Raw genomic sequence first — 26,536 nt, forward strand, 5'->3', positions numbered from 1 at the left:
TCCCGGCGCACCGACCGTCCGCTCAGCGATTCTGCGTTACCGAGCGCCACCAGCGGCTCAGGGAGAACCCGACTGGAGCGCCGGGCGCGGCGGGGTTGCGGTCCAGGTACGCCAGGGCGGCGATGATGGCGGCCACCGCGAGCGTGATGCCGCCGACGATGCCCGCCCAGCCCGCGAACGAGCGGGTATTCGGATCGGCGTAGCTGACCTCGGCCCGGAGCGTGGAGACGTCGCCGGGCGGCAGCTTCCAGGAGACCACGTTGTCGCCCTCGCGGCTGCCGTTGGTCTTCGCGACGCGGGCCGGGAACGCGATGGTGAACTGCACATCGGAGCCATGCGGCGGAACGGATTTCAGATCGACCCGGCCGGTGAGGCTGACCAGGTCGCCAGTGCGCTGGAACTGCAGCTGGAACATGCCCTGGGTCTGCTCGGACAGCTGCCCCAGCTGCTGCACCTCGCCGAAGGACAAGTCCTCGAAGAACACCTGACTGCCCGTGTATCCGTCCTGGGCGTACGGCTCCACCCGCACCTTCGCGGCGAGCGACTCGGGCGCCTTCAGCTGCGGACCCTTGTCGTCGCCGCCGGTGGGCACCACGGCGGCGACGATCCGTCCGGAGACCCGGTCGTTGGACGACAGACCCATCGACACCTGCACCCGCAGGCAGCTCGCGAGCACCGGGACCAGCAACGCCGCCAGCAGGACGGCCGCCGCGACCCGCACGCCGCGGCGTGGGCCGCTGCGCTGCGGGCGATCCGGGGCATCGGGCATCGTGGTGACGGGACTCGGCTGCACGGGTGACATCGTGCCAGGCCATCCGTCCGGAATGAAACGCACCAGTCGCGACGCGCGTCGGCCGCACAGCGGCTCGATGGCGGCCGTGTGCCGCCGCAGCGAGCGGATCACGCCTGGTCAGCGCCGCCCGCGAGCGATGACGGCCAGCAGGGGCACGCCGAGCACACCCATCCCGACCAGGCCGTAACCCGCGGACGACGGCAGGTCGAGGAAGACTGCGTGGGCCAGCGCCGACCCCAGCCAGGTCCACAGGAACAGGGTGACCGGCACGGCGAGCTCGGCCGCGCGGCCGCTGGCCGGCCGCGCCGGGACAGGACCGGGCGCCGCGTGTTCCCAGGCCGCCAGCAAAGCCGCCATCACGAGCGCGACACCGAACCACCCCAGATAGTTCGTGTATGGAATGTGCGTCAGCCCGGGCAGGCCGGAGCCGGCGTCGCACCAGGTCCACTGCCCGTCGGCGACCATCTGCGGATCCAGGAACAGGTCCCAGCCCACCGCGCCGATCGCGGTGAGCGCGATCCGCGACGCCGTACACCGTGACACCATCCCGGCCACCACCCACACCGGATACACCCCGCCGGTCCAGGCCAGCGCGACGATCAACGGCACGCCCAGCAGAGCGGGACCGAGCCGGTCGCTCGCGTAGCCGTAGCAGCCGAACGGCAGGCCCGTCGTCGTGCCGATCACCTCGGCCAGCAGCCCGATGCCGGAGACGAGCACCAGAAAGCCGAGGGCGTACCGGATTCCCCTGGTCGCGGTCGCATGCGCCAGCGCGGCACCGGCGGAGAGCAGCACGACCGCAGCCGTGATCCGGTCGCGCGCGTCACCCGCGGTGAGCGGATAACCGACCTGCGTGACCACCGTCAGCACGACGAGGATCACCGGAAGGAGAAATCGCGCGGAGCGGAACCGGCGTGCGAGATGCTCAGCGGTTTCCGCGGGATGTTCGCGTGCCGGTTCGGTCCGGTCTGCCGCTGTGTGCGGAGGGTCTTCCGTGCGTGTCATCGCCGAATCACCACGGATGCCGGCACGGATTCCAGGGGGTGTTCGCGTGCCGGTTCGGTTCGGCCCGCCGCCGCGCGCGGCGGGTCTTCGGGGTCTCATCGCCGAACCGCCGTGGGCGTCGGGGCCGGTTGTGCGCGGTGTTCGCGTGTCGGTCCGGCCCGCCGCCACGTGCGGCGCGTCGCCCGTCATCGCCCGAACCACCGTGGACGTCGGTGCCGCCGCAGGTCGCGCAGCGCGAGCCGGGCGGCGGTGCGGCCGCTCGCCCCGGAGACGCCGCCACCGGGATGAGTGGACGCGCCGGTCAGATACAGGCCCGGCGCGCCGGGAACCCGCTGCCGGGACAGTTCCGGCAGCGGACGCCACAGCATCATCTGGTCCAGCGACATCTCCACGTGCATCACGTTGCCGCCGACGAGCCCGAGTTCGCGCTCCAGGTCCACCGGCGTCTGCACGTACCGGCGCAGTACCGCGTCGGCGAAACCGGGTGCGTAGGAGTCGACTTCGGCGACGATCCGGTCGCCCTCCCGCTGCGCGATCGTGGCCCAGTCGCGGCCGTCGGCCAGCCGGTACGGATGCCACTGCGCCCACAGCGACAGCTGGTGCTCGCCCGGCGGCGCGATGGTCGGGTCCAGCGCGGTGAAGCTCATCGCCAGCACCACCGGCCGCGGCGGCAGCTCCCCGGCCAGCGCCGCGCCGTGCGCGCGGCGCAGTTGCGCCCGATCGGACACGAGGAATTGCAGGCCGCGAGCGGAGTGATCGGTCGGGCTACCCGGGTAGTGCGGCAGCGCCGTGGCCGCGACCCGCACGACCATCCCGATACCTGGACCGACCCGGATGCGCCGCCGCCAGTCGTCCAGCGGTGCGGCGTCGAACCCGCCGTCGCGCAGCAGATCCAGCGTGGTGAGCACGTGGGTGCCCGCGATCACGATGTCGGCGCGCAGTTCTCGCCCCGACGCGGTGCGCACCCGCCAGCCGTCGCCCGCGCGCTGCAAGGCGGTCACCGCGTCGCTCGCGTGCACCACACCGCCATCGGAGCGCAGCCGCGCCACCAAGGCCTCGGTGAGCGCGCCGCTGCCGCCGACCGCACGACCCGGCGGCAGCGTATGCATGAGCGCGGCGAAGCCGGCCATCGGCGCGGTGCCCGGCTCCGACATCGGCGGACCGGATTGCGCGCCGAACCAGGCCAGCGACGCTTTCAGCCGTTCGTCCTCGAAGAAGGTGTCCAGCAACGCGTCTCCGGATTGCAGGAATTCCCGCGACAGCGCGCTCCCGCCGCCGCCCGCGTCAAGCCCCCAGAACGACCGCACCAGCCTGCCCGGCGTCGGCCCGCCGCCGAAGGCCCGCATCACGCGGGCGCTGCGTGGCCCCCACACCTGGACGAACCGGCGGTACGCCGCCGCGTCCCGCGGGCCGCAGGCCGCCGCGATCGACGCGCACGTCGCGTCCAGGTCGCGGTGGAACACGATGGCCGGGCGGCCGGCCTGAGCGGGCGTGAATCCCCATGGGTCGCAGTCGATGTAGCGCAGCCCGAAGCGGTCGAGCTCCAGCTCCTCGATGATGCCGGTGTGGCGGATCATGATGTGCGCCGACGAGCCGCGATCGACCCGGTGGCCGGGGAAGCGCTCGACCGTCGACACCGCGCCGCCGAGCACGTCGTCGCGTTCCAGCACGTCGACCGCGTTCCCCGCGCGGGCCAGATAGCACGCGGCGACCAGGGCGTTGTGCCCGGAGCCGACGACGACTACCGACACGTCACCCTCATAGCGGCAACCGCCGGCCGAGGATCGCGAACGGCCGGTTGTCGCCTGCGAACACGAAGTTGCGGACCACGTCGGTGAATCCCTCCCTGCGGTACAGCCGCCAGGCGCGGTTGTCCTCGCCGTCGACCTCGGGGGTCGACAGCAGCACGGCGCGCTCGGTCCGGTCGCGCAGCAATCGCTCCAGCAGCGTGGCGCCGATGCCGCGGCCCTGCGCGGTGGGATGCACATGCAGTTCGGTCAGCTCGAAATAGTCCGAGAGCAGTTCGCGCGTGGAGTTTTCCGGCCAGCCCGAGCGCCGCATTCCGCTGTGCACCTGCTGGTGCCACCACTGGTGGGCAGCGCCGCGGTAGCCGTAGGCGATCGCCACGATGGGTGCGCTGCGCAGATCGATCCGGCCCGAGTCGTCGGGCACCACCGCGGCGACGGCCTGCCAGCCGGGACGGGTGGTGTGCTCGGTCCACATCGGCGCGCGATGGTGTTCCGTGCCGCGCGGATAGTCCATCGCCGCGACGTAGACCGCCAGCGCATCGTGCAGCCGGGAGCGCAGCGCCGCCACCGAGAGGTCGACGACGGCAGGTGCGGGAGTGTGATTGGGCTTGACGGCGGTCATGGCTCTCGTCGGTCGCGCGGACGCGGAAGTTTGTCGGTGGGCGTCTCTATATTCAAGCTCAATTCAAACGTTCGAATACCTGTTCGGTCCGAGTGGTGCTGGAATGCAGTGTGGCACGCCGCCTCCAGTGCATGCCCGGACCAGGGTGTGCGAGGTGGAGGGACGGCGATGTCTGGTCGAGTGGAACACCCGGGGCAGCCAGGCCGGGCCGGCAAGCTGCTGGAGCGAGCGGACGGTTTGCTCATGCAAGCGGCGGGGGAACGTGATCCGCGGGAGCGGTTTCGCACCGCCTACCTGGCCGCGCTGCGTGGTGCTGGCGCTGTGCTCGCGCTCACGGGCGCCGACGCCGCGCCGCGTTCGCGTTCGCGCAACGCGTGGGTGCTCATGCAGCGCGCCGCGCCCGAGTTCGTGATGTGGGCCGACTACTTCAGCGCCCGCTCGGAGATCCGGGCCGCGTTGGAGGCCGGCCTGGATCGGAATGTCGACGATCACGAGGCGGACGAGTTCGCTTCCCGGGTCGGAGCATTCCTTCACGACGTGGAAGATCTCCTCTCGGCGTCGGCTCGGCTTCGGCCCGCGCCGGGCTGGACCGGCGGCATGAGCGCTTAGCGGCCGCGCGTGCGGGCTGAAGACGGACTACGTCCGACTGTGCCCATTAGGTGGTCTGGCCCTGATCGAACTCGTATCATTGGTGTCAGATAGCCGCCAAGGTCGGCTATCTGTCGCCTACCCGGAGGCGACAGCCACGTCCTAGTGCCGGGGGAGGTACCGTGCCACTCTCCGAGCACGAGCAGCGCATGCTCGAACAGATCGAGAGCGCTCTCTATGCTGAGGATCCCAAGTTCGCCTCGTCCGTCCGCGGCGGACGGCTTCGTTCGACCTCGAGTCGTCGCAGACTCCAGGCCGCGGCGTTGTTCGTCCTCGGCCTTTTTCTCCTCGTCGCAGGGATCGCAGCGCCCGTGAAGCCCGGCGGCTTCCCGATCATCAGCCTGATCGGGTTCATCGTCATGTTCGGTGCAGGTGTGCTCCTGCTACTCGGAACCTCCAAGAGCGTCGCCAAGAACGACCGGTCCGGCGGCGGTGACGCCTCCGCGAGCGGCGGCTCGGGCGGACGTGGACGCCAGCGCAAGTCCGGTGGCTTCTCCGAGCGCATGGAGGACCGCTTCCGGCGACGGTTCGAGCAGGAGTAGCTCGCCCGTAGCCTGACAGCTTCAGCACAGCCGGCGACGCCGCATCGCAGTGGTGCGGCGTCGCTGGCTCGTGCGTGCGGACACCGGCCGCGCGGATGATCTTCCTGCGGGGCTTCCCGCTTCCCCCACACCTCCCCACAAACTTCCCCCACCATGCCCCCCAGAGCGGCCCGGGTGGGGCAGATCAGAGCGTTTGCTGGGTGTTTTCGGGCGTTTGTCCCCGGGGTCGGCGCGTGTCGGCAGAACTCGCGAAAAGTTCTCCACGCCGGTGATAGCTGGAATGACCTGCGGAATCGTCTGGGTCGGGAGCCAGATCACCGGCTGTTTCGATTGAAAGTGGGGGAAAGTGGGGTAATGTGGAGCGCGCAGTACTGAAGAACCGACCATCGAGGTGATCGACCAGGGAGGTATCGAGATGTTTCTCGGTACCTACACACCTCGCTTGGACGACAAGGGGCGACTCACGTTGCCTGCGAAGTTTCGAGACGATCTGGCGGGAGGGTTGATGGTCACGAAGGGTCAGGACCATAGCCTTGCCGTGTACCCGAAGGAAGAGTTCACCGCGCTCGCCCGGCGGGCCGCGGCCGCGTCTCGAAGCAACCCGCAGGCTCGGGCGTTCGTCCGGGCACTCGCGGCCGGAACTGACGAGCAGCGTCCGGACGCGCAGGGCCGGATCGTGTTGTCGGCCGACCATCGTCGCTACGCCAACCTGAAACGGGATTGCGTGGTGATCGGCTCGGTCGACTTCCTGGAGATATGGGACAAGCAGGCGTGGGAGTCCTACCTCGCCGAGCACGAGGAGGACTTCTCACAAGCCAGAGACGAGTCGCTGGGCGGAATCTTCTAGCCGCGGGCGAACGAGTGCCGCGCGGTCTCTGCCCGGACGCGGACCCTGACGTACTTCCCCGACGCCAGGTGCCGAAGTTCGGTCAGAGACCACGGGGCATTCGTATCCGTATCGAAAGCGCTCGGTATCAGAAATCACTGTGTATCAAGGCGACCCGTGTGCGGTGCGCGACGACGCGAGGCAGGACTCCGGGAGGTCGAGGTGAACCGTGAACAGCGCGGCCCCCGCCATGTTCCGGTTCTGCTCGAACGAGCCGACGCGTTGCTCGGTCCGGCTCTGTCCGAGCCCGGCGCGGTCTACGTCGATGCCACCCTCGGCCTCGGTGGTCACGCCGAACACTTTCTGCGCACCTACCCGCACATCCGTCTGGTCGGGCTGGACCGCGACACCACCGCGTTGAAGCTGGCCGGCGAGCGGCTCGAGCCGTTCGCGGACCGAATCACATTGGTGCACACCCGCTATGACGGCATCGCCGACGCGCTGACCGAGGCGGGACTACCCGCCACCGGATCGGTCTCGGCCATCCTGATGGACTTGGGCGTCTCGTCGATGCAGTTGGACGAGGCCGACCGTGGCTTCGCCTACTCTGTCGACGCCCCGCTGGACATGCGGATGGACCCGACCAGCGGGCCCACCGCCGCTGACGTGCTCAACACCTACAGCCACGGCGACCTGGCCCGGGTGCTGAAAACCTACGGCGAGGAGCGGTTCGCGAGCCGGATCGCCGCCGAGGTGGTCCGGCGTCGCCAGATCAAGCCGTTCACCACCAGCGCCGAGCTGGTGGAACTGCTGTACGCCACGATTCCCGCGGCCACCCGCCGCACCGGTGGGCATCCGGCCAAGCGCACCTTTCAAGCGCTGCGGGTGGAGGTCAACCGAGAACTCGATTCGCTGCGGGTCGCGCTGCCCGCGGCGCTCGCCGCGCTGCGTGTCGGCGGACGCATCGTCGTCATGTCCTACCAATCGCTGGAGGACAAAGTGGTCAAGCACGAGCTCGCCGCGCACACCACGTCCAGGACCCCGGTGGGCCTGCCGGTCGAACTGCCCGGCATGGGACCGGAGTTCCGGCTGCTGACCCGCGGCGCGGAGAAAGCGACCGAACAGGAGATCGAGGACAACCCGCGGGCCGCACCGGTCCGGATGCGCGCCGCGGAGCGGATCCAGGAGGCGCGATGACGAACCATCGCGCGGAGGAGGGGAACCGATGAGCGTGCGGACACGGACCATCGAAGCGCCGGGCCGGGTCGCCCGACGGGTCCAGGATGCCGAGCGGGTGAAATCAGGTGCGGCGCAGCGTGCCTACGCGCGGCGGCGAATGCGCGCCGAGAATGGCTCGGAACTGGCCTTTTTGCCTGCCGTGCGGCGCTCGGCGATGGCCGCGCGCATCCCGTTCGTCACCGCGCTCATCGCGCTGCTCGGCTGCGGCCTCGCGCTCACCCTGCTGCTGACCACCCGCGCCGCCGAAGACAGCTACCAGCTCGGCGACGCACGGGCCACCAACCGGCGGCTGGCCGACGAGCGCGCCGCGCTGCAGCGCGAGGTGGAGGCCGCCGATTCGGCACCCGAGCTGGCCGCTCGAGCACGGGAACTCGGCATGATCCCGGCCAAGGACCCGGCCCGCCTGCTGGTCGGCCCGGACGGTTCGGTCACGGTGATCGGCAAGCCGACCCCGGCGCAGGGCGCTCCGGTGCCGCCGCTGAACGCATCGCCCACTCCGTCGCGCGCGGCCATGGGCGAACGGGTGGTCCCGGTCACCACCACGCCTGGCGCTCCGGCGCAGGGACGTCCGAGCACCGGCCCGCAGAGCAGCGCTCAGGCGAACGCGACGCCCACACCGGGGAACCCGGCACCGGTGTCTCCTTCGCCGGTCAGCCCGCCGCAGGCCGGTCCGTCGGACGAACCCGCGGCGCCACCGGCCGGCGCGCCACAGCCGCAGGCCCCGCAGCGGCAGGTGGAGGCACCGCAGCAGCAGGGCGTACCCGGCGGAGTGCCGCGGTGACGCACCCGAGGCAAGCGCAGCGCAGCCGCCGCGGCCCCTCGGCACCCAGGGCCACGGGCAGGCCCCGCCAGGCCACGGTTTCCGTCTCGGACGGTCCCCTCCGGCTGCGCCTCGGCGTCGGACGGGTGGTCATGCTGGTCGCGCTCGCCGTGGTCGCGCTGCAACTGCTGTGGGTGCAGAGCGTCGCGGCGCCGGGGCTGTCGGCGCAGGCAGCCAGCCAGCGCACCACCCATCAACCGGACCCGGCGATCCGCGGACCGATCACCGACCGCAATGGGAAGTCGCTGGCGTTCACCATCTCCGCGAAAGCCTTGACCTTCCAACCGGTCCGGGTTCGGCAGGAGCTGGCGGACGCCAAGGCCGAGAACGACAAGGCGCCCGACCCGGACGAGCGGCTGCGCGCCATCGCGCGCACGATCCACGAAAAGGTGGGCAAGGACGCGCCCGCGGAGGCGGACCTGCTGGCGAAGTTGCGCAGCGATGAGCCGTTCGTGTACTTGGCGCGCAACGTCGATCCGCGTATCGCGGGTGAGATCACCGAGCAGTTCTCCCAAGTCGGCTCGGAGCAGCAGAGCATCCGGGTGTACCCCGGCGGCTCGCTGGCGGCGAACGTCGTCGGCGCCACCGGCTGGGACGGCCACGGACAGGTCGGGTTGGAATCGTCGCTGGACTCGGTGCTGGCCGGTACCGACGGGTCGCACACCTACGATCGCGGCTCCGACGGCGCGGTCATCCCAGGCAGCTGGCGGGACGAACAGCCCGCGGTCAACGGGTCGGCCGTCGAGCTGACCCTGGACTCGGACCTGCAGTACTACGTGCAGCAACAGGTCCAGCAGGCGAAGGACGTCTCCGGTGCGGGCTCCGCGTCGGCTGTCGTCCTGGACGCCAAGACCGGACAGGTCCTGGCGATGGCCAACGACAACACCTTCAACCCGGCGCTGGGACCGCAGAAGTGGGCCGGCGCCGAACTGAGCAATCCGTCGGTCACGGACGTGTTCGAACCGGGTTCGGTGAACAAGATCGTCACCGCGGCCGCGGCCGTCGAGTACGGCTTGACCGATCCCGACGAGGTCGTGCAGGTGCCCAGCGCCATCCAGATGGCGGGGGTCACGGTGAACGACGCGTGGTCGCACGACGTCGAGCCCTACACCACCACGGGGATCTTCGGCCGATCCTCGAACGTCGGCACGCTCCTGCTGGCACAGCGGGTGGGGGAGAACCGCTTCGCCGACATGGCGCACCGGTTCGGGCTCGGCCAGCGCACGGGGATCGGCCTGCCGGGAGAGAGCGCGGGACTGATGCCCGACCGCGACCAATGGTCCGGCGGCACGTTCGCGAATCTTCCCATCGGGCAAGGACTTTCGATGACGACCTTGCAGATGGCCAGTATGTACCAGGCGATCGCCAATGACGGCGTCCGCATCCCGCCCCGCATCGTCCGCGCCGAGATCGCGCCGGACGGCACCCGCGCCGAGGAGACCCAGCCGGACGGGGTGCGGGTGGTGAGCCCGCAGACCGCGGCCGCGTTGCGGACGATGTTCCAGGCGGTCGTGCAGCGCGACCCGATGAACGCCAACCAGAACGGCACCGGATGGCCCGCGGCCATCACGGGCTACCAGGTGGCGGGCAAGACCGGTACCGCGCAGAAGGTGGACCCGAACTGCCGGTGCTATTCCACGTCGTCGTTCTGGATCACGTTCGCGGGCATGGTTCCCGCGGACAATCCGCGCTACGTGATCGGTCTCATGCTGGACGCGCCGGTCCGCAGCTCGGACGGCAGCGGTGGCGTGTCGGTGGCTCCGCTGTTCCACAACATCGCCTCCTGGGCGCTGCAGCGGGACCGCGTTCCGCCGTCGCCGCAACCGTCCCGGCGATTCGTGCTGCAGGCAGGGTGATCCGACCGCTCCCTCGGCGTGCGGCCTGCGTGATCGGTAGGAAGGCTTCAGCACTGTGCACAGGAAACAGCAGGTGAGCGACGTGTTCGAGACGCGGCGGGCGTCGGCGATCGGCCGTGCCCGTCGCGGTCTCGCCCGGCGGCGTCCGACCGGCGCGTGGCGTGCTCCGGACCGGCGGCGCGAACCCGTAGGGTGCGGTGGGCGAGGTACCCGACCTTGCGGTGGGGCGCATGGTCCCGCTGTGACACGTCGCCGGTAACCTGACACGTCGATCGATGCCCCCGAAAGGAGCCTGGTTTCTGTGCAGTCCGGTCAACCGCGCGCATTGCGGCCAGAGCATTCGCCATCGACGCCGCTGGCGTCGCTGGCCGCCGCCACCGGGGCGGTGACGAGCCCAGGAACCGCTGCGCGCGGCGTCTCGGTCACCGGCATCGAGCAACGTTCCGATGCCGTGCTGCCCGGCGATCTGTTCGCGGCGCTGCCCGGCGCCCGCTCGCACGGCGCGCGTTTCGCGCGAGACGCCGTCGCGCGAGGCGCGGTAGCGGTGCTGACCGACGCGGCGGGCGCGGAGCTGGCGGGTCCCCTCGACGTGCCGGTCTTGATCCGGGAGAACCCGAGGGCGGTACTGGGCGAGCTGTCCGCGACGATCTACGGCAACCCGTCCGAGCGGCTGCGCATCGTCGGGATCACCGGCACCTCCGGCAAGACGACGACCTCCTATCTGGTCGAGGCGGGACTGGCGGCCGCGGGGTTGTCCACCGCGCTGATCGGCACCATCGAGACCAGGATCGGCGGCAGGCGGGTGCCGAGCGCGCTGACCACCCCCGAGGCGCCGCAGTTGCACGCGATGTTCGCGCTCATGGTCGAGCAGGGCGTGGACGCGGTCGTGATGGAAGTTTCCAGCCACGCGCTGGCGCTGGGCCGGGTGGACGGGGTGCGGTTCGCGGTCGGCGCGTTCACCAATCTGTCGCAAGACCATCTGGACTTCCACGCCGACTTCGAGGACTACTTCGCCGCGAAACGCAAACTGTTCGAGCCGGATTCGCCGGTAGCCGCGCGCACCGCCGTGATCTGCGTGGACGACGAGTGGGGACGACGGCTGGCCGCTGGGCTCACGCGCCCGGTCACCGTGTCGACCACCCGTTCCGCCGCGTGGAGCGTCACCGGCGCGGTGTCGGCGCACGGCGGCGAACAGGACTTCGTCGCGTCCGGTCCGCAGGGGGATGTCGCTGTGCGCCTTCGGCTTCCGGGCCACTACAACATCGCCAACGGCTTGCTCGCTCTCGCCGTGTGCGCGGCCGCGGGTGTCGAGCCGTCGGTCGCCGCGCCCGCGCTGGCGACCGTGGACGTGCCCGGCCGGATGCAGCGGGTGGAGCGCGGACAGGACTTCCTGGCGATCGTCGACTACGCGCACAAGCCGGCCGCGCTGGAATCCGTGATCGCCACGCTGCGTGGTCATCTCGCGGCGGACACCGGGGGGCGTCTCGCGGTGGTCGTCGGCGCGGGCGGCGACCGCGACGCGGCCAAGCGGCCGCTGATGGGCGCGGCGGGCGCACGGGGGGCAGACCTGCTGATCATCACCGACGACAATCCGCGCACCGAGGACCCGGCGGCGATCCGCGCCGCCGTGCGCTCGGGTGCGCTCGAGGTGCCCGAGGCCGAGCGCGGCGAAGTGCGCGAGATCGGTGATCGGGCGGACGCGATCGCAGCCGCGGTGGACTGGGCGCACCCCGGTGACGTGGTGCTGGTCGCGGGCAAGGGACATGAGGCAGGGCAGGAGATCCAGGGCGTGAAGCACCCGTTCGACGACCGCGACGTCCTCGCGGCCGCATTGGAAAGACGCAGTCCGCAAGGTAACCACGCGGAGGACTTGACGGTTTCATGATCGAGATGACACTGCGGGAGATCGCGGACGTCGTCGGCGGCACGCTGCACGACGTCGCAGACCCGGAGGTGCGAGTGACCGGCGCGGTCGAATTCGATTCGCGCCGAATCGGTTCCGGCGACCTGTTCCTGGCGCTGCCGGGCGAGCGCGCCGACGGCCACGACTACGCCGGTGCGGCCGTCGCCGCGGGCGCGGTGGCGGTGCTGGCGGCGCGGCCGGTGGGCGTGCCCGCCATCGTGGTCACGCCGGGCCGTGCTGCTCTGCCGTCGAATTCGGTAGCCCTGACGCATGATTCGGACGGCTCCGGCGCCGCCGTGCTCACCGCGCTCGCGGCGCTGGCGCGCGCGAGCGTGTCGCGCCTCGCTGAGGGCGGGCTGACCGTCGTGGGCGTCACCGGCTCGTCCGGCAAGACCTCGACCAAGGATCTGCTGGCCGCCGTGCTGGCTCCGCTGGGTCCGGTGGTGGCGCCGCCGGGTTCGTTCAACAACGAACTCGGTCACCCGTGGACCGCGCTGCGCGCCGACGCGGGCACCCGTTTCCTCGTGCTCGAGCTGTCCGCACGCGGGCCGGGCCATATCGCCGCACTGGCCGAGGTCGCGCCACCGAGCATCGGCGTGGTGCTCAACGTCGGCACCGCGCATCTCGGCGAGTTCGGCAGCCGCGAGGCCATCGCGAAGACCAAAGGCGAGCTGGTCGAGGCGCTGCCGCCGACCGGGCTCGCCGTGCTCAATGCCGACGATCCGCAGGTCGCGGCCATGGCCGCGCGCACGCCCGCGCGGGTGGTGACGGTCGGTCAGGCCACTACCGCCGACATCCGTGCCACCGACATCCGCCTCGACGACCAAGCCCGCGCCGAGTTCACCGTGCACACGCCCGCGGGCAGCGCCCCGGTGCGTCTGGCGGTCCATGGCGAGCACCAGGTCGGCAACGCGCTGTCGGCGATCGCGGTCGCGCTGGAATGCGGCGCGGATCTGGATACCGCGGTGGCGGCGCTCTCCGGTGCACGCGCGGCTTCGGCCCGCCGGATGGACGTGCGAACCACCGCCGACGGGATCACGGTCGTCAACGACTCCTACAACGCCAACCCGGATTCGGTCCGCGCCGCCCTCAAGGCATTGGTGAGCATGGCGCGCTCGGGCGATACGCCGCGGCGCAGCTGGGCGGTGCTGGGCGAGATGGCCGAGCTCGGAGCGGAGTCGGTCATCGAACACGACGCCATCGGGCGGCTCGCCGTGCGATTGGACGTCAGCCGTGTGGTCGTCGTCGGCACCGGAAGGCCCTCCCGCGCGCTGCATCAGGGAGCCGTGATGGAAGGGTCGTGGGGCGAGGAATCGGTCCTCGTGCCGGACATCGAGGCGGCGATCGCCCTGCTCGACGAGGAACTCGCGGCGGGCGACGTCGTGCTGGTCAAGGCATCGAAGTCGGTCGGCCTGTGGGAGGTCGCCGAGCATCTGACCGCCCCGGGCGCCGTGGCCGCACGCCGCGGCGCCCCGGCGAACAGCGGGGCGGGACAGGACACGGAGGCAGCAGGATGAGACAGATTCTCTTCGCCGCGGCGATCGCGCTGACGGTCTCGATCCTGCTCACGCCGCTGTTGATCCGATTGTTCGCCAAGCAGGGTTTCGGACAGGAGATCCGGGTCGACGGCCCCGCCAGCCACCAGGCCAAGCGCGGCACCCCGACCATGGGCGGCGTCGCGATCCTGGTGGGCATGTGGGCCGGGTACCTGGGCTCCCACCTGATCGGCATCGGCTACAACGCCGACGGGCCGTCGGCGTCGGCGATGCTGGTGCTCGGCCTGGCCACGGCGCTCGGCGCGGTGGGCTTCATCGACGACTTCATCAAGATCCGCAAGCAACGCAACCTCGGCTTGACCGCGGCGGGCAAATACCTCGGCCAGCTATCCGCGGCCGTGCTCTTCGGCGTGCTCGCCTTGCAGTTCAAGGGCGGCAGCGGGCTCACACCGGCCAGCAGGCATCTGTCCTACGTGCGCGACATCAGCACGGTGACCATGGGCGTGGTCGTCTTCCTGGTGTTCGTGTGCTTCGTGGTGGTCGCCTGGTCCAACGCGGTGAACCTCACCGACGGCTTGGACGGGCTGGCCGCCGGATCGATGAGCCTGGTGCTCGGCGGATACGTGATCATCACCTTCTGGCAGTACTACCACGCCTGCGAGACCAAGCCGGAGACCGGTTGCTACAACGTGCGCGATCCGCTGGATCTCGCCCTGGTCTGCGCCGCGGGCGCAGCGGCGTGCGTCGGGTTCCTGTGGTGGAACGCCGCCCCGGCCAAGATCTTCATGGGGGACACCGGTTCACTTGCGCTCGGCGGCCTGCTGGCCGGCCTGTCCATCACCACCCGGACCGAACTGCTGATGATCGTCATCGGCGCGCTGTTCGTCGCCGAGACGGCGTCGGTGGTGCTGCAGGTCGCGGTCTTCCGCACGACCCGCAACCGGCTGTTCAAGATGGCGCCGTTCCACCATCACTTCGAGCTCAGCAAATGGGCCGAGACCACGGTGATCATCAGATTCTGGCTGCTGGCCGCGATGGCCTCCGCCGTCGGGCTCGGTCTGTTCTACAGCGAATACCTCTCCGCGGTCGGGTGAACGAGATGGTCGAACATTCTCCGCGGGCCCTGCGCACACCGGGGCCCATGCTGGAATTCCTGCGCGGCCGGGACGTCCTGGTCGCGGGCTGGGGCGTGTCCGGGCGCTCGCTGGTCGAGCCGCTGCGCGACATCGGTGCGCGGCCGGTGGTCACCGACGGCGGCGCGGCCGCGCTGGCCGAGGCCGCCGGGCTCGGCTTGGACGTGGCCACCTGCACGGAGCTGGAATCCGCGGACTGGAGCCGGTTCGCGCTGGTGATCACCAGCCCGGGCTGGCGGCCGGACTCGCCGGTGCTGGCCTCCGCGGTGGCCGAGGGCACGCCGGTGTGGGGTGACGTCGAGTTCGCCTGGTGGGTCGACCAGGCCAGGATCTACGGCCCGGTCCGCAAGTGGCTGGTCATCACCGGCACCAACGGCAAGACCACGACCACGCAGATGACCCACTCGATCCTGCGCGCCGCGGGTGTCGCCAGCGTGGCCTGCGGCAACATCGGCCTTCCGATCCTGGACGCGTTGCGGCGCAATCCCGGTCCCCAGGTGCTCGCGGTCGAGCTCTCCTCGTTCCAGCTGCACTGGGCGCCGTCGGTGCGCCCGGAGGCGGGCGTGGTGCTCAACGTGGCCGAGGACCACCTGGATTGGCACGGCGGCCTGGACGCCTACGCCGCGGCGAAGGCGCGAGCGCTGGTCGGCCGGGTCGGCGTGGTCGGCTTGGACGACCCCGTGGCTGCTTCGCTTGCCCGCAAGTCCAAAGCCCGCCGGACCGTTGGGTTCCGGGTCGGGGTGCCCGCCGACGGCGAACTCGGCGTGGTCGACGGCAAACTGCTCGACCGTGCGTTCACCAAGGCAGCGATCCTGGCCGAGGTCGCCGACATCAGCCCGCCCGGCCCCGCCGGTGTGGCCGATGCGCTCGCCGCCTCCGCGCTGACCAGGGCGATCGACGTCGCGCCGCAGTTCGTCCGGGAGGGGTTGATCGAGCACAAGGTCGGCCCGCACCGCGCGGCGTTCGTGCGCGAGCTGGCCGGGGTGGGATTCGTCGACGACTCCAAGGCCACCAACCCGCATGCCGCGCGATCGTCGATCCTCGCGCATCCGCAGGTGATCTGGGTGGCCGGCGGCCAGCTCAAGGGCGCGCACGTCGAGGACCTGATCGAGGAGGTCGCCGACCGCTTGGTCGCGGCCGTGCTGATCGGCGCCGACGCGCCGGTGATCGCGGCCGCGCTGGCGCGACACGCGCCCGAGGTCCCGGTCGTCGAGCTGGTCACGGGAGACGATGCAGGGATGGGTGACGAAGCGTCGCGGAGCGCCGCGGCCGACGCGGTGATGGCGCGCGCCGTGCGTGCGGCGGCCGGATTCGCCCGTCCCGGCGACACCGTGCTGCTGGCTCCCGCCGCCGCGTCTCTGGACATGTTCGCCGATTACACGCACCGGGGCCGCAGCTTCGCCGCGGCGGTGCACGCCCTGGAAGACGGTGACATCGGACGGCGGCTATGACGGAAGCGGCGCGGCGCAAGCGCGAGTCGGTGCCTCGATTCTGGGCCTGGCTGGCGCGGCCGCTCGCGTCGTTCCATCTGGTGGTCACCATCGCCACCCTGCTCACCGTGCTCGGGCTGGTGATGGTGCTGTCGGCCTCCAGCGTCGAGGCGTACGCCGACGGCGGATCGGCCTACTCGCTGTTCATCCAGCAGGCCATGTTCGCCGTGATCGGAACGGTGCTGTTCTATCTGGCGCTGCGCATCCCGCTGCGCAGGTTGCGGCAGTGGTCGTTCCCGTTGTTCGCGCTCTCGGTGCTCGCGCTGCTGCTGGTGCTCATTCCCGGCATCGGCTCGCAGGTGCAGGGCGCGCGCCGCTGGCTGGTGCTCGGCCCGGTCTCGGTGCAGCCGTCGGAGGTCGTGAAGGTGACGCTGGTGGTGTGGGGGGCGCACTTGCTGGCCTCACGCCGCGCCGAGCACGCGAGCCTCAAGGACGTCCTGGTCCCGCTGGTGCCCGCCGGTCTGCTGGTGTGCCTGCTCGTCGTGCTGCAACCGAACCTGTCCACCACGATCGCGCTGGGCGTGGTGCTCGCGGCGCTGCTGTGGTTCGGTGGGCTGCCGGTGCGACTGTTCGTGACGATCGCGCTGTCCGGTGTGATCGCCGCCGGGGTGCTCGCGCTGTCGGCGGGCTATCGCTCCGATCGCATGCGCGCGTTCTTCAACCCCGGCGACGACCCGCAGGGCATCAACTACCAGGCGCGCCAGGCGTTGTACTCGCTGGCCGACGGCGGCATCTGGGGGCGCGGGCTGGGCCAGAGCCGGGCCAAATGGAGTTACCTGCCCAACTCGCACAACGACTTCATCTTCGCGATCATCGGAGAAGAACTCGGGTATCTCGGCTGCGCGCTGGTGCTCGGCCTGTTCGCGCTGTTCGTCTACACCGGCCTGCGTATCGCGGCTCGCTCGGTGGATCCCTTCCTGCGGTTGCTCACCGCCACCGCGACGACCTGGATCACGGCGCAGGCGCTGATCAACATCGGTTACGTCGTCGGCCTGCTCCCGGTAACCGGACTGCAGCTGCCGCTGGTCTCCGCGGGTGGATCGTCGCTGGCCATCACGCTGTTCATGTTCGGCATCATCGCGAACGCGGCCAGGCACGAGCCGGAGGCGGTGGCGGCGCTGCACGCCGGACAGGACGGTCGTTTCAGTAGGCTGTTGCGGTTGCCCAAACCCGAGGTGTACGCACCGGCGCGGCGCGGCCGAGCGCCGAGACCGGCCGACCGCGGACCGTCGGCGCTGTCGCCGGGCAGGCGCGGACGGTACGGTAGCGAACCGCCGCGGCGCCGGTCGCCGGAGAGCCGCGGCACCAGTTCGGCGCGTGCCACCAGGGCATGGGAACCCAGCTATCCGGTCAATCACGCAAGGGAACGAGGAAGATCCAGGTGATCTCGGTAATCGTCGCGGGCGGCGGCACCGCCGGCCACATCGAACCGGCACTGGCGGTGGCCGACGCGTTGCGACGGCTCGACGATTCGATCCGGGTGACGGCGCTGGGCACCGAGCGCGGGTTGGAGACCCGCCTGATTCCCGATCGCGGCTATCCGCTCGAGCTGATCCCGCCGGTTCCGCTGCCGCGCAAGCCGACGACCGACCTGCTGCGGTTGCCCGGACGGGTGCGCGCCTCGGTGGCCGCCACCAGGGCGGTGATCGACGCGGTCGAAGCCGACGTGATCATCGGTTTCGGCGGATACGTGGCGCTGCCCGCGTACTTGGCCGCGGGTCCGGGCGCGCTGCGTCGCCGGCGCGCGGTTCCGGTGGTGGTGCACGAGGCGAACGCCAAGGCGGGCATCGCGAACAAGGTCGGCGCGCGCCGCGCCGCCCGTGTGCTGGCCGCCGTTCCGGACTCGGGCTTGCCGAACGCCCAGGTCGTGGGCATTCCGGTGCGCGAATCGATCACGGGACTGGACCGCGCCGCGCTGCGCGCCGAGGCACGCGCCCACTTCGGCCTGCCCGCCGAGGGGCCGGTGCTGCTGGTCTTCGGCGGTTCCCAGGGCGCGCGGACCCTGAACGAGGCCGTGTCCGCGGCCGCGCCGCAGCTGGCCGCCGCGGGGATCTCGGTCTTGCACGCCCACGGTCCGAAGAACACGCTCGAGTTGGGTGCGGCCGCCGCTTCCGGTCCGGAGGACGCCCGGTATGTGGCGGTGCCCTACCTGTCCCGGATGGATCTGGCCTACGCCGCCGCCGACGCGGTGGTCTGCCGCTCGGGCGCGATGACTGTCGCGGAGGTCTCCGCGGTGGGTCTGCCCGCGTTCTACGTGCCGCTGCCGCACGGCAACGGGGAGCAGGAGCTCAACGCCCGCCCGGTGGTGGGCCAGGGTGGTGGCAGAATCGTCCCCGATTCCGAGTTGACGCCGAAGTATGTGATCGATGAGGTGATTCCGCTGCTCATGGACCCCGCACGGCTGATCGAGATGGGCCGGGCCGCCGCAGGCGCCGGGCACCGCGACGCCGCCGACGAGGTGGCGCGGATCGCGAGGGAGGTGGCGCGCCGGTGAACGAGCGGACCGCTCTGCCGCCGGAACTGGCGCGCGTGCACATGGTCGGCATCGGCGGGGCCGGGATGTCGGGCATCGCCCGGATTCTGCTCGCCCGAGGCGGTGCCGTGTCGGGGTCGGACGCCAAGGAGAGCCGCGGTGTGCTCGCGCTGCGGGCGCGCGGCGCGCAGGTGCGCATCGGGCACGACGCGACCGCGCTGGACCTGCTGCCCGGCGGCCCGACCGCGGTGGTGACAACCTACGCGGCCATTCCGAAGACCAATCCGGAACTGGTCGAGGCCAACCGGCGCGACATCCCCGTGCTGCTGCGCCCCACCGTGCTCGCCTCGCTGATGCAGGGGCATCGCACCCTGCTCGTCTCCGGCACGCACGGCAAGACCTCGACCACCTCGATGCTCATCGTGTCGTTGCAGCACTGCGGTGTCGACCCGTCCTTCGCGGTGGGCGGCGAGTTGAACGAGGCGGGCACCAATGCCCACCACGGCACCGGCGACATCTTCGTGGCCGAGGCGGACGAGAGCGACGGGTCGCTGCTGCAGTACGAGCCGGACGTCGCGGTGGTCACCAACATCGAGTCCGACCACTTGGACTTCTTCGGCTCCGATGAGGCCTACGTCCAGGTCTTCGACGATTTCGCCGATCGGCTCGCCGCGGGCGGCCTGCTGGTGGTGTGCCTGGACGATCCGGGCTCGCGGGCGCTGGCCGAGCGGGTCGGCACGCGTCTGACGGAGAAGAACGTCCGAGTCCTCGGGTACGGATCCGGTGACCTCGCCGACGCGCCGGTCCCGGTGGGCGCCCGGCTGCACAGCTGGGAACCGCGTGACGTCGGCGGTATCGCGCAGTTCCAGCTCGCCGACGAGGCCGCGCCGCGCACCGTGCGACTCGCGGTGCCCGGCAGGCACATGGCGCTCAACGCGCTCGGCGCCCTGCTCGCCGCCCGGGCCACCGGCGCCGACGTGGGCGAAATCGTCCAGGGCCTGGAGGGTTTCGGCGGCGTGCACCGCCGGTTCCAGTTCGCCGGACGGGAAAACGGCGTGCGCGTGTTCGACGACTACGCCCATCATCCGACCGAGGTGCGCGCCGTGCTCGGCGCCGCCGCCGAACTGGTCCAGCAGGAGGCGCGCGACGGCGCCCGGTCCAGGCAGGGGCGGGTCATCGTGGTCTTCCAGCCGCACCTCTACAGCCGCACCGCGACCTTCGCGGAGGACTTCGGCGCCGCGCTGAGCCTGGCCGACGAGGTCGTTGTGCTCGACGTCTACGGCGCGCGGGAGAAGCCGTTGCCCGGCGTGAACGGCGCGCTGGTCGCGCAGGCGGTCACGAAACCGGTCCACTACCAGCCGGATATGTCCCGGGTGGGCCGTCAGGTCGCGGGGTTGGCGCTGCCGGGCGACGTGGTGATCACCATGGGCGCCGGTGACGTGACGATGCTCGGCGGTCAGATTCTGGACGGACTTCGGGCGCGTCCCCAGCACGGACGGTGACCCGGCGTGCGCGGGGTCGGGTCGGCGCGCGGGGCGCGGCGCCGCGCGGGTGATCGGTTCGCCGCGGTGGACTGGCGCCGGATTCGGTTGTGGGGCTTGCTGACCGTGTGCGTCCTCGCGGCGCTCGGGGTCAGCGCGTGGTACACGCCCGTGCTTTCGGTGCGCACCGTGCGGATCGAGGGCACGGTAACGGTGCCCGAGCAGCAGGTGCGGGAACTGCTCGAAATACCCTCCGGCCGATCCATACTGCGCATCGACACCACCGCGATCGCGCGTCGGGTGGTGACCATTCCGAAGGTGCGCATGGCGCGGGTGCAGCGCGTTTTTCCGTCCACGGTGCGTGTTACGGTCGACGAGCGCGTTCCGGTGTTGTTCTACGACAGCCCCGATGGCGCGCATCTGCTCGACGCGGAGGGCGTGGAATTCGCCATCGAGCCCACCCCGATCGGTGTGCCGAAGTTGATCACCGATCGTCCGGGCGGCGCGGATCCGGTGACCGCCGCCGCGGTGTCGGTTCTCGCCATCGTCCCGCCCGCGCTGGCCATTCAGGTCGACGAGGTTGTGGCACGGACCATTTCGGACATCTCGCTGAATCTGAAGGACGGCCGCACGGTGCTGTGGGGCGGGACGGGCGATGGCGAACGGAAATCGGCGGTGGTGTTGCCGCTGCTGACACGCCCCGGAACGGTGTTCGATGTTTCGAGTCCCAATCTGGTCACGGTAAAGTGATCCACACCCATTGCGCCCAGGGAATTTTCGACGGCCCGGCAGCGGCTCCCGTCGAGGACGGGGCCGGGGGGCAACCGTTCACCATACGACGTGTGGAGCGGCGAGACGAGCGGGATCACGCAAGATTCTGGCTCTCGTTTCGGCGCGCCTGCGCACGTATCGCGGCGGCTGCGAATAGCGTTCCGCACCAGTCGGATACTTGACATAACGCTAACCCTATGGTTGAGCTTTAGGGTTTGCCCGCGCCGCGGTTCGCTCCCTGCAGCGACCCGACCCCGGACGGGTCGAAAGGCGGCGTGCCGAGCATCCGGAAACGACAGGCTTTAGATCGAAGGAAGGCGAGAGCCCATGACGCCCCCGCACAACTACCTTGCGGTGATCAAGGTCGTCGGTATCGGCGGCGGCGGTGTGAATGCCGTCAACCGGATGATCGAGCAGGGACTCAAAGGTGTCGAGTTCATCGCGGTCAACACCGACGCCCAGGCGCTGCTGATGAGCGACGCCGACGTCAAGCTCGACGTCGGTCGTGAGCTGACCCGCGGTCTCGGTGCCGGCGCGGACCCGGAGGTCGGCCGCAAAGCCGCGGAGGACCACAAGGACGAGATCGAAGAGGTGCTCAAGGGCGCCGACATGGTCTTCGTGACCGCGGGCGAGGGCGGCGGCACCGGCACCGGTGGCGCTCCGGTCGTCGCGCAGATCGCGCGCAAGCTCGGCGCGCTCACCATCGGCGTGGTCACCCGCCCGTTCTCGTTCGAGGGCAAGCGGCGCGGCAATCAGGCCGAAGTGGGCATCAATCTGCTGCGCGAGTCGTGCGACACGCTGATCGTCATTCCGAACGACCGGCTGCTGCAGCTCGGCGACGCGGCGGTGAGCCTGATGGACGCGTTCCGTTCCGCCGACGAGGTGCTGCTCAACGGTGTGCAGGGCATCACCGACCTGATCACCACCCCCGGTCTGATCAATGTCGACTTCGCCGACGTCAAGAGCGTGATGTCCGGCGCGGGCAGCGCGCTGATGGGCATCGGTTCGGCGCGCGGCGAGGGCCGCTCGGTGAAGGCGGCAGAGGCGGCGATCAACTCGCCCCTGCTGGAGGCGTCCATGGACGGCGCGCACGGGGTGCTGCTGTCCATCGCGGGCGGTTCGGACCTGGGTCTGTTCGAGATCAACGAGGCGGCGTCGCTGGTGCAGGAGGCCGCGCACATCGAGGCCAACATCATCTTCGGCACGGTGATCGACGACTCGCTCGGCGACGAGGTGCGGGTCACCGTGATCGCGGCCGGCTTCGACGGCGGCGGGCCCGCCCGGCGCACCTTCGACGCCGCGAGCCGGGGCACCATCGGTTCGGCACGCTCGGGTGAGATCGGGCATCGAAGCGTTGGCGAAATCGCGGCGCGCGGCACCGACAGCTCGTCGAGCACGTCCGGCGCGAGCGCCTCCAGCCGTGGGGCGGTGCCGAGTTATCGGGACACCGAACGGCCGCGCACCTTGGCCGAGCCGACCGCAACGACCACGCCGCGGTCATCGGTCACGCCTCCGGGTGACGATGACGATGACGACGACGTGGACGTGCCGTCGTTCATGCGCAGGGGCTGATTACCGATTCGGCCCGGCGCAGGCCGGGCCGAAGCCGGACCGTACTACTGCTACTGCCAAACGATTTCGACGACAGAGCTGCCGGGCCTCGGCACGGCGGCTGGGGAACCGAGCGGTTTCCGCCACCGGCTCGGCGCCATTTTTCCGCCTCTACCTGGGCATTCCGTCACCGTTCTCCGGCCGCCGTTAGGCTCGTCGCCATGACAGTTGTGCCGACTACGATCGTTCGACGGGTCACCACGACCAGGGCGGGTGGCTACTCGGCGCCACCCTACGACTCGTTCAATCTCGGCGACCACGTCGGCGACGATCCCGTGGCGGTGCGGCGCAATCGCGATCGGCTGGCGCAGGGAATCGGCCTGCCGCCCGAGCGCCTGGTCTGGATGGAACAGATCCACGGCCGCTCGGTCGAAATCGTCGACGGCCCGCGTGCCGAGCCCGTTCCCGCCACCGATGCTCTCGTGACCACAGCCCCCGGCCTCGCGCTGGTCGTGCTCTCCGCCGACTGCGTGCCGATTCTGCTGTCCGACGACGAGGCGGGCGTGATCGCCGCGGTGCACGCCGGGCGCATCGGCGCCCGCATCGGCATCGTGCCGCGCGTGCTGGAGGCCATGGTGTCGGTCGGTGCGCGCCTGGACCGCGTCGGCGCCTTTCTCGGGCCCGCCGCCTCCGGCAGGCAGTACGAGGTCCCCGCCGCGATGCGCGACGACGTCGAAGCACATCTGCCGGGCAGCGCGACAACGACCGTCCGTGGAACCCCTGGGCTCGATCTGCGTGCCGGCATCTCCAGACAGCTCCGCGAGGCCGGTGTCGCCGGGATCGCCGTCGACCCCCGCTGCACCATCGAGGACCGCACCCTGTTCAGCCATCGTCGCGGCGCGCCGACCGGCCGGATCGCCGGGGTGATCTGGATGGAGGTCACCGCGTGAGGGAACCGGCCATTGTCGCCAGTGCGGTCATGCCGAGGGTCGGTGCGGTGCGTGCACCGAGAGGACGGGCCGCCGGCCCCGCCGTCTCGCCGGAGTCGAGCGGCGATGAGATGCAGGCAGTGCGGAGCGTCTGCGAGGTACGAGTATGAGCGCCGGACCCGAGACTCTTGTGGAGCAGCGCGCGGCGAGAACCGCCGAGCTGTCCGGCAAGCTGACCGGCCTGCTCGCGCGAATCGACGCGGCCTGTCGCGCGGCGGGGCGCGCACCGGAGGCGGTGCGGCTCCTGCCGGTTACGAAATTCTTCCCCGCCTCCGACGTTGCGATCCTGCACCGGCTCGGGCGGCGCGAGTTCGGGGAGTCCCGGGAGCAGGAGGCGTCCGCCAAGGTGTCGGCACTGCGTGAGCAAGGCCTCACCGGCATCCAGTGGCACATGATCGGGCGGTTGCAGCGGAACAAAGCACGGGCCGTGGCCCGCTGGGCGCACACCGTCCACTCGGTCGACAGCGAACGTCTGGCAACCGCACTGGACGTCGGTGCGCAGGCAGCGCTGGAGGCGGGGGAGCGCACCGCACCGGTCCGGGTGTTGCTGCAGGTGAGCCTGGATGACGACCCCGCGCGCGGCGGTGTGGCGGCGGGTGATCTCGCGGCGCTCGCCGACCACGTGGCGACCGCATCAGGATTGTGTTTGTCGGGTCTGATGGCCATTCCGCCTCTTGGGGTCGAGTCTGATGCGGCATTTGCACGACTTGCGACGTTGCACACTCGATTGCTCGCCGTTCATCCGGACGCGACAGAACTTTCCGCGGGAATGTCCGGCGATCTGGAATCCGCGATCGAACACGGTTCGACGGTTGTGCGTGTCGGTACTGCCTTGATGGGTATGCGACCGATAACCTCGGCGTAGCAAAGAAACCTCATCAGTCACATTCGACACATATGCTACTGACGAGGGCTGAGCAAGACTTCAACACCCGGCCGCCACCGGGGCCGAAGGAAGGTCGACCAGAATGAGCGAGCGCAGTGAGCGAGTAATCGGCGCAGCCACCATCGCGGTCATGAGCGCGCCGAGCGTCAGTGAGGCGCGGTCATGAGCACTTTGCACAAGTTCAAGGCGTACTTCGGCATGGTTCCGCTCGAGGATTACGAAGACGACTACGTCGACGATCGCGCCCCCCGGGGTGTGGATGAGCGCGGTGCCCGTCGGCCACGTCCCCGTGACTACTCCGAGCGCGACGGCTATGCCGACCGCTACGGCGAAGACCGATACGGGCCAGACCGTTTCGACGACGTCGACTATCCCGAGCCCGCCTACAAGTCGCCGTACAAGGCGGGATACCCGGTGTCGCGGCGCGACGACTACACCGACGAGCCCTACGGTGACGACCGATACGAGGCGCCGCGGCGACCCACCCGGATCGACTCCGGCCCCTCCGGCCGGTTCCGGGCGGGCGGGAGCGCGCCGACGCTGCGCGGCGCCACCCGTGGCGCGCTGGCCGTCGATCCCGACGCCGAGGCGCGCAGGCTGGAGGAGCGCGTGCGTCCCGAGCCCGCCCCGGTGCGGCGGCCCGGGATCTTCGAGGACGGAGGCCCCTTGTCCAAGATCACGACGCTGCGACCGCGTGATTACAGCGAGGCCCGGATCATCGGCGAGCGCTTCCGTGAGGGCAATCCGGTGATCATGGACCTGGTGGATCTGAGCAACGCCGACGCCAAGCGGCTGGTCGACTTCGCCGCCGGTCTGGCCTTCGCCCTGCGCGGATCGTTCGACAAGGTGGCGACGAAAGTGTTCCTGCTCTCACCGGCGGATGTCGACGTATCAGCCGAAGAACGTAGGCGGATTGCGGAAACCGGCTTCTACAACCAGAAATAAGCTCGTGATCTGGGGGGTGGAGCAGACCGGTCGCACGTTCTGGGGCGCGGTCATTTTGCGCGACGCGATTTTTACGGCAGAGTGAACTCGTGGCCTTGTTCGCGGTGCTGTACTTCGTACTGTTCATCTTCTGGCTGTTGCTGATCAGCCGGGTGATCGTCGAGTTCATCCGTAGCTTTGCCCGAGACTGGCGTCCTACCGGTGTCGTGGTGGTCGTGCTCGAGGTGATCTTCACGATCACCGACCCTCCGGTGAAACTCCTGAGGCGGTTGATCCCCCCGGTGTCATTGGGGGGAATTCGCCTGGATCTGTCGATAATGGTCCTGCTTTTCATCGTGTTCATCCTGATGTCGATCGTGGGCAGGCTCGGGCAGCCGGTAGCTCCGGTGTGACAGAATGGGCCTGTAGACAGCTTGCTAGACCTGCTAGATCTCCAAAAGACGCGTGAAGGGATCCTTCCATGCCGCTGACCCCAGCCGATGTGCACAACGTCGCGTTCAGCAAACCGCCGATCGGGAAGCGCGGCTACAACGAGGATGAAGTCGACGCGTTCCTGGATCTGGTGGAGCAGGAGCTCTCGCGTCTGATCGAGGAGAACGCCGATCTGCGCCAGCGGGTCGCCGAACTCGACGCGGAACTGGCCGATGCCAAGAAGAATCGCGGCCCCGCCGTGGCGAGCACGGTGAAAGCGCCGGTGCCGCAGGCTCCGCCGCCGCCGCCGGAGCCGATCAAGCCGCCGGTTCCCGCCGCGCCGCCCGCCCCGATGCCTGCCGCGCCGATGGCCAAGGACGCCAGCGCCGACGCGAATCTGCAGGCCGCCAAGGTGCTCAGCCTCGCCCAGGAGATGGCGGATCGGCTGACCAGCGACGCGAAGTCCGAAGCGGAGAGTTTGCTGTCGAATGCCAGGGCGAATTCCGAGCGACTGGTCGGCGACGCGCGGACGCGGTCGGAGGCCATGATCGCCGACGCCCGCCAGAAGTCGGACGCGATGCTGACGGACGCGCAGAACCGCTCGGACAGCCAGCTGCGCCAGGCCAAGGAGAAGGCCGACGCGTTGCAGGCCGACGCCGAACGCAAGCACACCGAGATCATGGCGACCATCACCCAGCAGCGCACCGTGCTGGAGAGCCGGATCGAGCAGCTCAAGACGTTCGAGCGGGAATACCGGGTGCGGTTGAAGTCGTACCTGGAGTCGCAGCTCGAGGAGCTGGAGAACCGCGGCTCGGCCGTCCCGGTCGACGGCGGCGAAGCGTTCGCAGACCGGGACACGGCGAACAACCTCGCGCCCGCCTCGTTCGCCAAGGGCGGCAAGTAGCGCG

Annotated in this window: 24 protein-coding genes; 20 read left to right on the top strand and 4 right to left on the bottom strand. The window is 70.2% G+C overall.

What is annotated here, in order from left to right:
* Positions 1 to 22: 22 nt before the first annotated feature.
* The 4 genes from IU459_RS22875 to IU459_RS22890 form a co-directional block, all read right to left on the bottom strand.
* Positions 23 to 769: an LppM family (lipo)protein gene (locus IU459_RS22875; protein WP_195131646.1), complete on the bottom strand. Its 747-nt coding sequence runs from the start codon at positions 767 to 769 to the stop codon at positions 23 to 25.
* Positions 770 to 910: 141 nt separating this feature from the next.
* The gene (locus tag IU459_RS22880; RefSeq protein ID WP_195131602.1) at positions 911 to 1,798 is read right to left on the bottom strand and encodes a carotenoid biosynthesis protein; all 888 of its coding nucleotides are present in this window, start codon (positions 1,796 to 1,798) and stop codon (positions 911 to 913) included.
* A gap of 185 nt (positions 1,799 to 1,983) precedes the next feature.
* Positions 1,984 to 3,549 carry a phytoene desaturase family protein gene (locus IU459_RS22885; protein ID WP_195131603.1) on the bottom strand — a complete coding sequence of 522 codons (1,566 nt, stop codon included), beginning with the start codon at positions 3,547 to 3,549 and terminating at the stop codon, positions 1,984 to 1,986.
* Between the two features lie 7 nt (positions 3,550 to 3,556).
* On the bottom strand, positions 3,557 to 4,168 hold the full coding sequence (locus IU459_RS22890; RefSeq protein WP_195131604.1) for a GNAT family N-acetyltransferase: 612 nt from the start codon (positions 4,166 to 4,168) through the stop codon (positions 3,557 to 3,559).
* A gap of 168 nt (positions 4,169 to 4,336) precedes the next feature.
* Here IU459_RS22890 and IU459_RS22895 point away from each other — a divergent pair, with 168 nt between their 5' ends.
* The 20 genes from IU459_RS22895 to wag31 all read left to right on the top strand — a co-directional run bounded on the left by IU459_RS22895 (position 4,337) and on the right by wag31 (position 26,532).
* Positions 4,337 to 4,777: an SAV_6107 family HEPN domain-containing protein gene (locus IU459_RS22895; protein WP_195131605.1), complete on the top strand. Its 441-nt coding sequence runs from the start codon at positions 4,337 to 4,339 to the stop codon at positions 4,775 to 4,777.
* Positions 4,778 to 4,938: 161 nt separating this feature from the next.
* Complete coding sequence (locus tag IU459_RS22900) at positions 4,939 to 5,358, top strand: DUF3040 domain-containing protein (protein WP_067480375.1); 420 nt, start codon at positions 4,939 to 4,941, stop codon at positions 5,356 to 5,358.
* Positions 5,359 to 5,773: 415 nt separating this feature from the next.
* Complete coding sequence (gene mraZ / locus IU459_RS22905) at positions 5,774 to 6,205, top strand: division/cell wall cluster transcriptional repressor MraZ (RefSeq protein ID WP_040776870.1); 432 nt, start codon at positions 5,774 to 5,776, stop codon at positions 6,203 to 6,205.
* A 201-nt stretch (positions 6,206 to 6,406) separates the two neighbouring features.
* Complete coding sequence (gene rsmH, locus IU459_RS22910) at positions 6,407 to 7,381, top strand: 16S rRNA (cytosine(1402)-N(4))-methyltransferase RsmH (protein ID WP_195131606.1); 975 nt, start codon at positions 6,407 to 6,409, stop codon at positions 7,379 to 7,381.
* Positions 7,382 to 7,409: 28 nt separating this feature from the next.
* Positions 7,410 to 8,204, top strand: coding sequence for a hypothetical protein (locus IU459_RS22915; protein WP_195131607.1), 795 nt, complete (start codon positions 7,410 to 7,412; stop codon positions 8,202 to 8,204).
* Between the two features lie 131 nt (positions 8,205 to 8,335).
* Positions 8,336 to 10,099 (top strand): peptidoglycan D,D-transpeptidase FtsI family protein, encoded by a 1,764-nt coding sequence (locus IU459_RS22920; RefSeq protein ID WP_195131647.1) that lies wholly within the window; start codon positions 8,336 to 8,338, stop codon positions 10,097 to 10,099.
* A gap of 301 nt (positions 10,100 to 10,400) precedes the next feature.
* A complete protein-coding gene (locus IU459_RS22925) occupies positions 10,401 to 11,984 on the top strand; it encodes a UDP-N-acetylmuramoyl-L-alanyl-D-glutamate--2,6-diaminopimelate ligase (RefSeq protein ID WP_195131608.1) in 1,584 nt (527 codons plus the stop codon).
* Positions 11,981 to 13,519, top strand: a complete 1,539-nt coding sequence (locus IU459_RS22930) for a UDP-N-acetylmuramoyl-tripeptide--D-alanyl-D-alanine ligase (RefSeq protein ID WP_195131609.1) — start codon at positions 11,981 to 11,983, stop codon at positions 13,517 to 13,519. The genes IU459_RS22925 and IU459_RS22930 overlap by 4 nt, the downstream gene beginning before the upstream one ends.
* The gene (gene mraY, locus IU459_RS22935; RefSeq protein WP_040776879.1) at positions 13,516 to 14,592 is read left to right on the top strand and encodes a phospho-N-acetylmuramoyl-pentapeptide-transferase; all 1,077 of its coding nucleotides are present in this window, start codon (positions 13,516 to 13,518) and stop codon (positions 14,590 to 14,592) included. The genes IU459_RS22930 and mraY overlap by 4 nt, the downstream gene beginning before the upstream one ends.
* Positions 14,593 to 14,639: 47 nt before the next feature.
* Positions 14,640 to 16,082 carry a UDP-N-acetylmuramoyl-L-alanine--D-glutamate ligase gene (murD, locus tag IU459_RS22940; protein WP_195131648.1) on the top strand — a complete coding sequence of 481 codons (1,443 nt, stop codon included), beginning with the start codon at positions 14,640 to 14,642 and terminating at the stop codon, positions 16,080 to 16,082.
* A complete protein-coding gene (ftsW, locus tag IU459_RS22945; RefSeq protein ID WP_195131610.1) occupies positions 16,079 to 17,506 on the top strand; it encodes a putative lipid II flippase FtsW in 1,428 nt (475 codons plus the stop codon). The genes murD and ftsW overlap by 4 nt, the downstream gene beginning before the upstream one ends.
* Positions 17,452 to 18,615, top strand: coding sequence for an undecaprenyldiphospho-muramoylpentapeptide beta-N-acetylglucosaminyltransferase (gene murG, locus IU459_RS22950; protein WP_195131611.1), 1,164 nt, complete (start codon positions 17,452 to 17,454; stop codon positions 18,613 to 18,615). The genes ftsW and murG overlap by 55 nt, the downstream gene beginning before the upstream one ends.
* A gap of 41 nt (positions 18,616 to 18,656) precedes the next feature.
* Positions 18,657 to 20,096 carry a UDP-N-acetylmuramate--L-alanine ligase gene (gene murC / locus IU459_RS22955; RefSeq protein ID WP_228838374.1) on the top strand — a complete coding sequence of 480 codons (1,440 nt, stop codon included), beginning with the start codon at positions 18,657 to 18,659 and terminating at the stop codon, positions 20,094 to 20,096.
* Between the two features lie 6 nt (positions 20,097 to 20,102).
* Positions 20,103 to 20,825 carry a cell division protein FtsQ/DivIB gene (locus IU459_RS22960; RefSeq protein ID WP_440446521.1) on the top strand — a complete coding sequence of 241 codons (723 nt, stop codon included), beginning with the start codon at positions 20,103 to 20,105 and terminating at the stop codon, positions 20,823 to 20,825.
* 348 nt (positions 20,826 to 21,173) lie between these two features.
* A complete protein-coding gene (gene ftsZ / locus IU459_RS22965) occupies positions 21,174 to 22,418 on the top strand; it encodes a cell division protein FtsZ (RefSeq protein WP_195131613.1) in 1,245 nt (414 codons plus the stop codon).
* Positions 22,419 to 22,618: 200 nt separating this feature from the next.
* Positions 22,619 to 23,347, top strand: coding sequence for a peptidoglycan editing factor PgeF (pgeF, locus tag IU459_RS22970; protein WP_195131614.1), 729 nt, complete (start codon positions 22,619 to 22,621; stop codon positions 23,345 to 23,347).
* A 145-nt stretch (positions 23,348 to 23,492) separates the two neighbouring features.
* A complete protein-coding gene (locus IU459_RS22975) occupies positions 23,493 to 24,251 on the top strand; it encodes a YggS family pyridoxal phosphate-dependent enzyme (protein WP_195131615.1) in 759 nt (252 codons plus the stop codon).
* 183 nt (positions 24,252 to 24,434) lie between these two features.
* A complete protein-coding gene (locus IU459_RS22980) occupies positions 24,435 to 25,217 on the top strand; it encodes a cell division protein SepF (RefSeq protein ID WP_195131616.1) in 783 nt (260 codons plus the stop codon).
* Positions 25,218 to 25,306: 89 nt separating this feature from the next.
* Complete coding sequence (locus IU459_RS22985) at positions 25,307 to 25,609, top strand: YggT family protein (RefSeq protein WP_039797136.1); 303 nt, start codon at positions 25,307 to 25,309, stop codon at positions 25,607 to 25,609.
* Positions 25,610 to 25,677: 68 nt separating this feature from the next.
* The gene (gene wag31 / locus IU459_RS22990; RefSeq protein WP_195131617.1) at positions 25,678 to 26,532 is read left to right on the top strand and encodes a DivIVA-like cell division protein Wag31; all 855 of its coding nucleotides are present in this window, start codon (positions 25,678 to 25,680) and stop codon (positions 26,530 to 26,532) included.
* Positions 26,533 to 26,536: the final 4 nt, after the last annotated feature.

Origin of the sequence: Nocardia amamiensis (assembly GCF_015477605.1) — a bacterium.
Taxonomy (GTDB): Bacteria; Actinomycetota; Actinomycetes; order Mycobacteriales; family Mycobacteriaceae; genus Nocardia; species Nocardia amamiensis_A.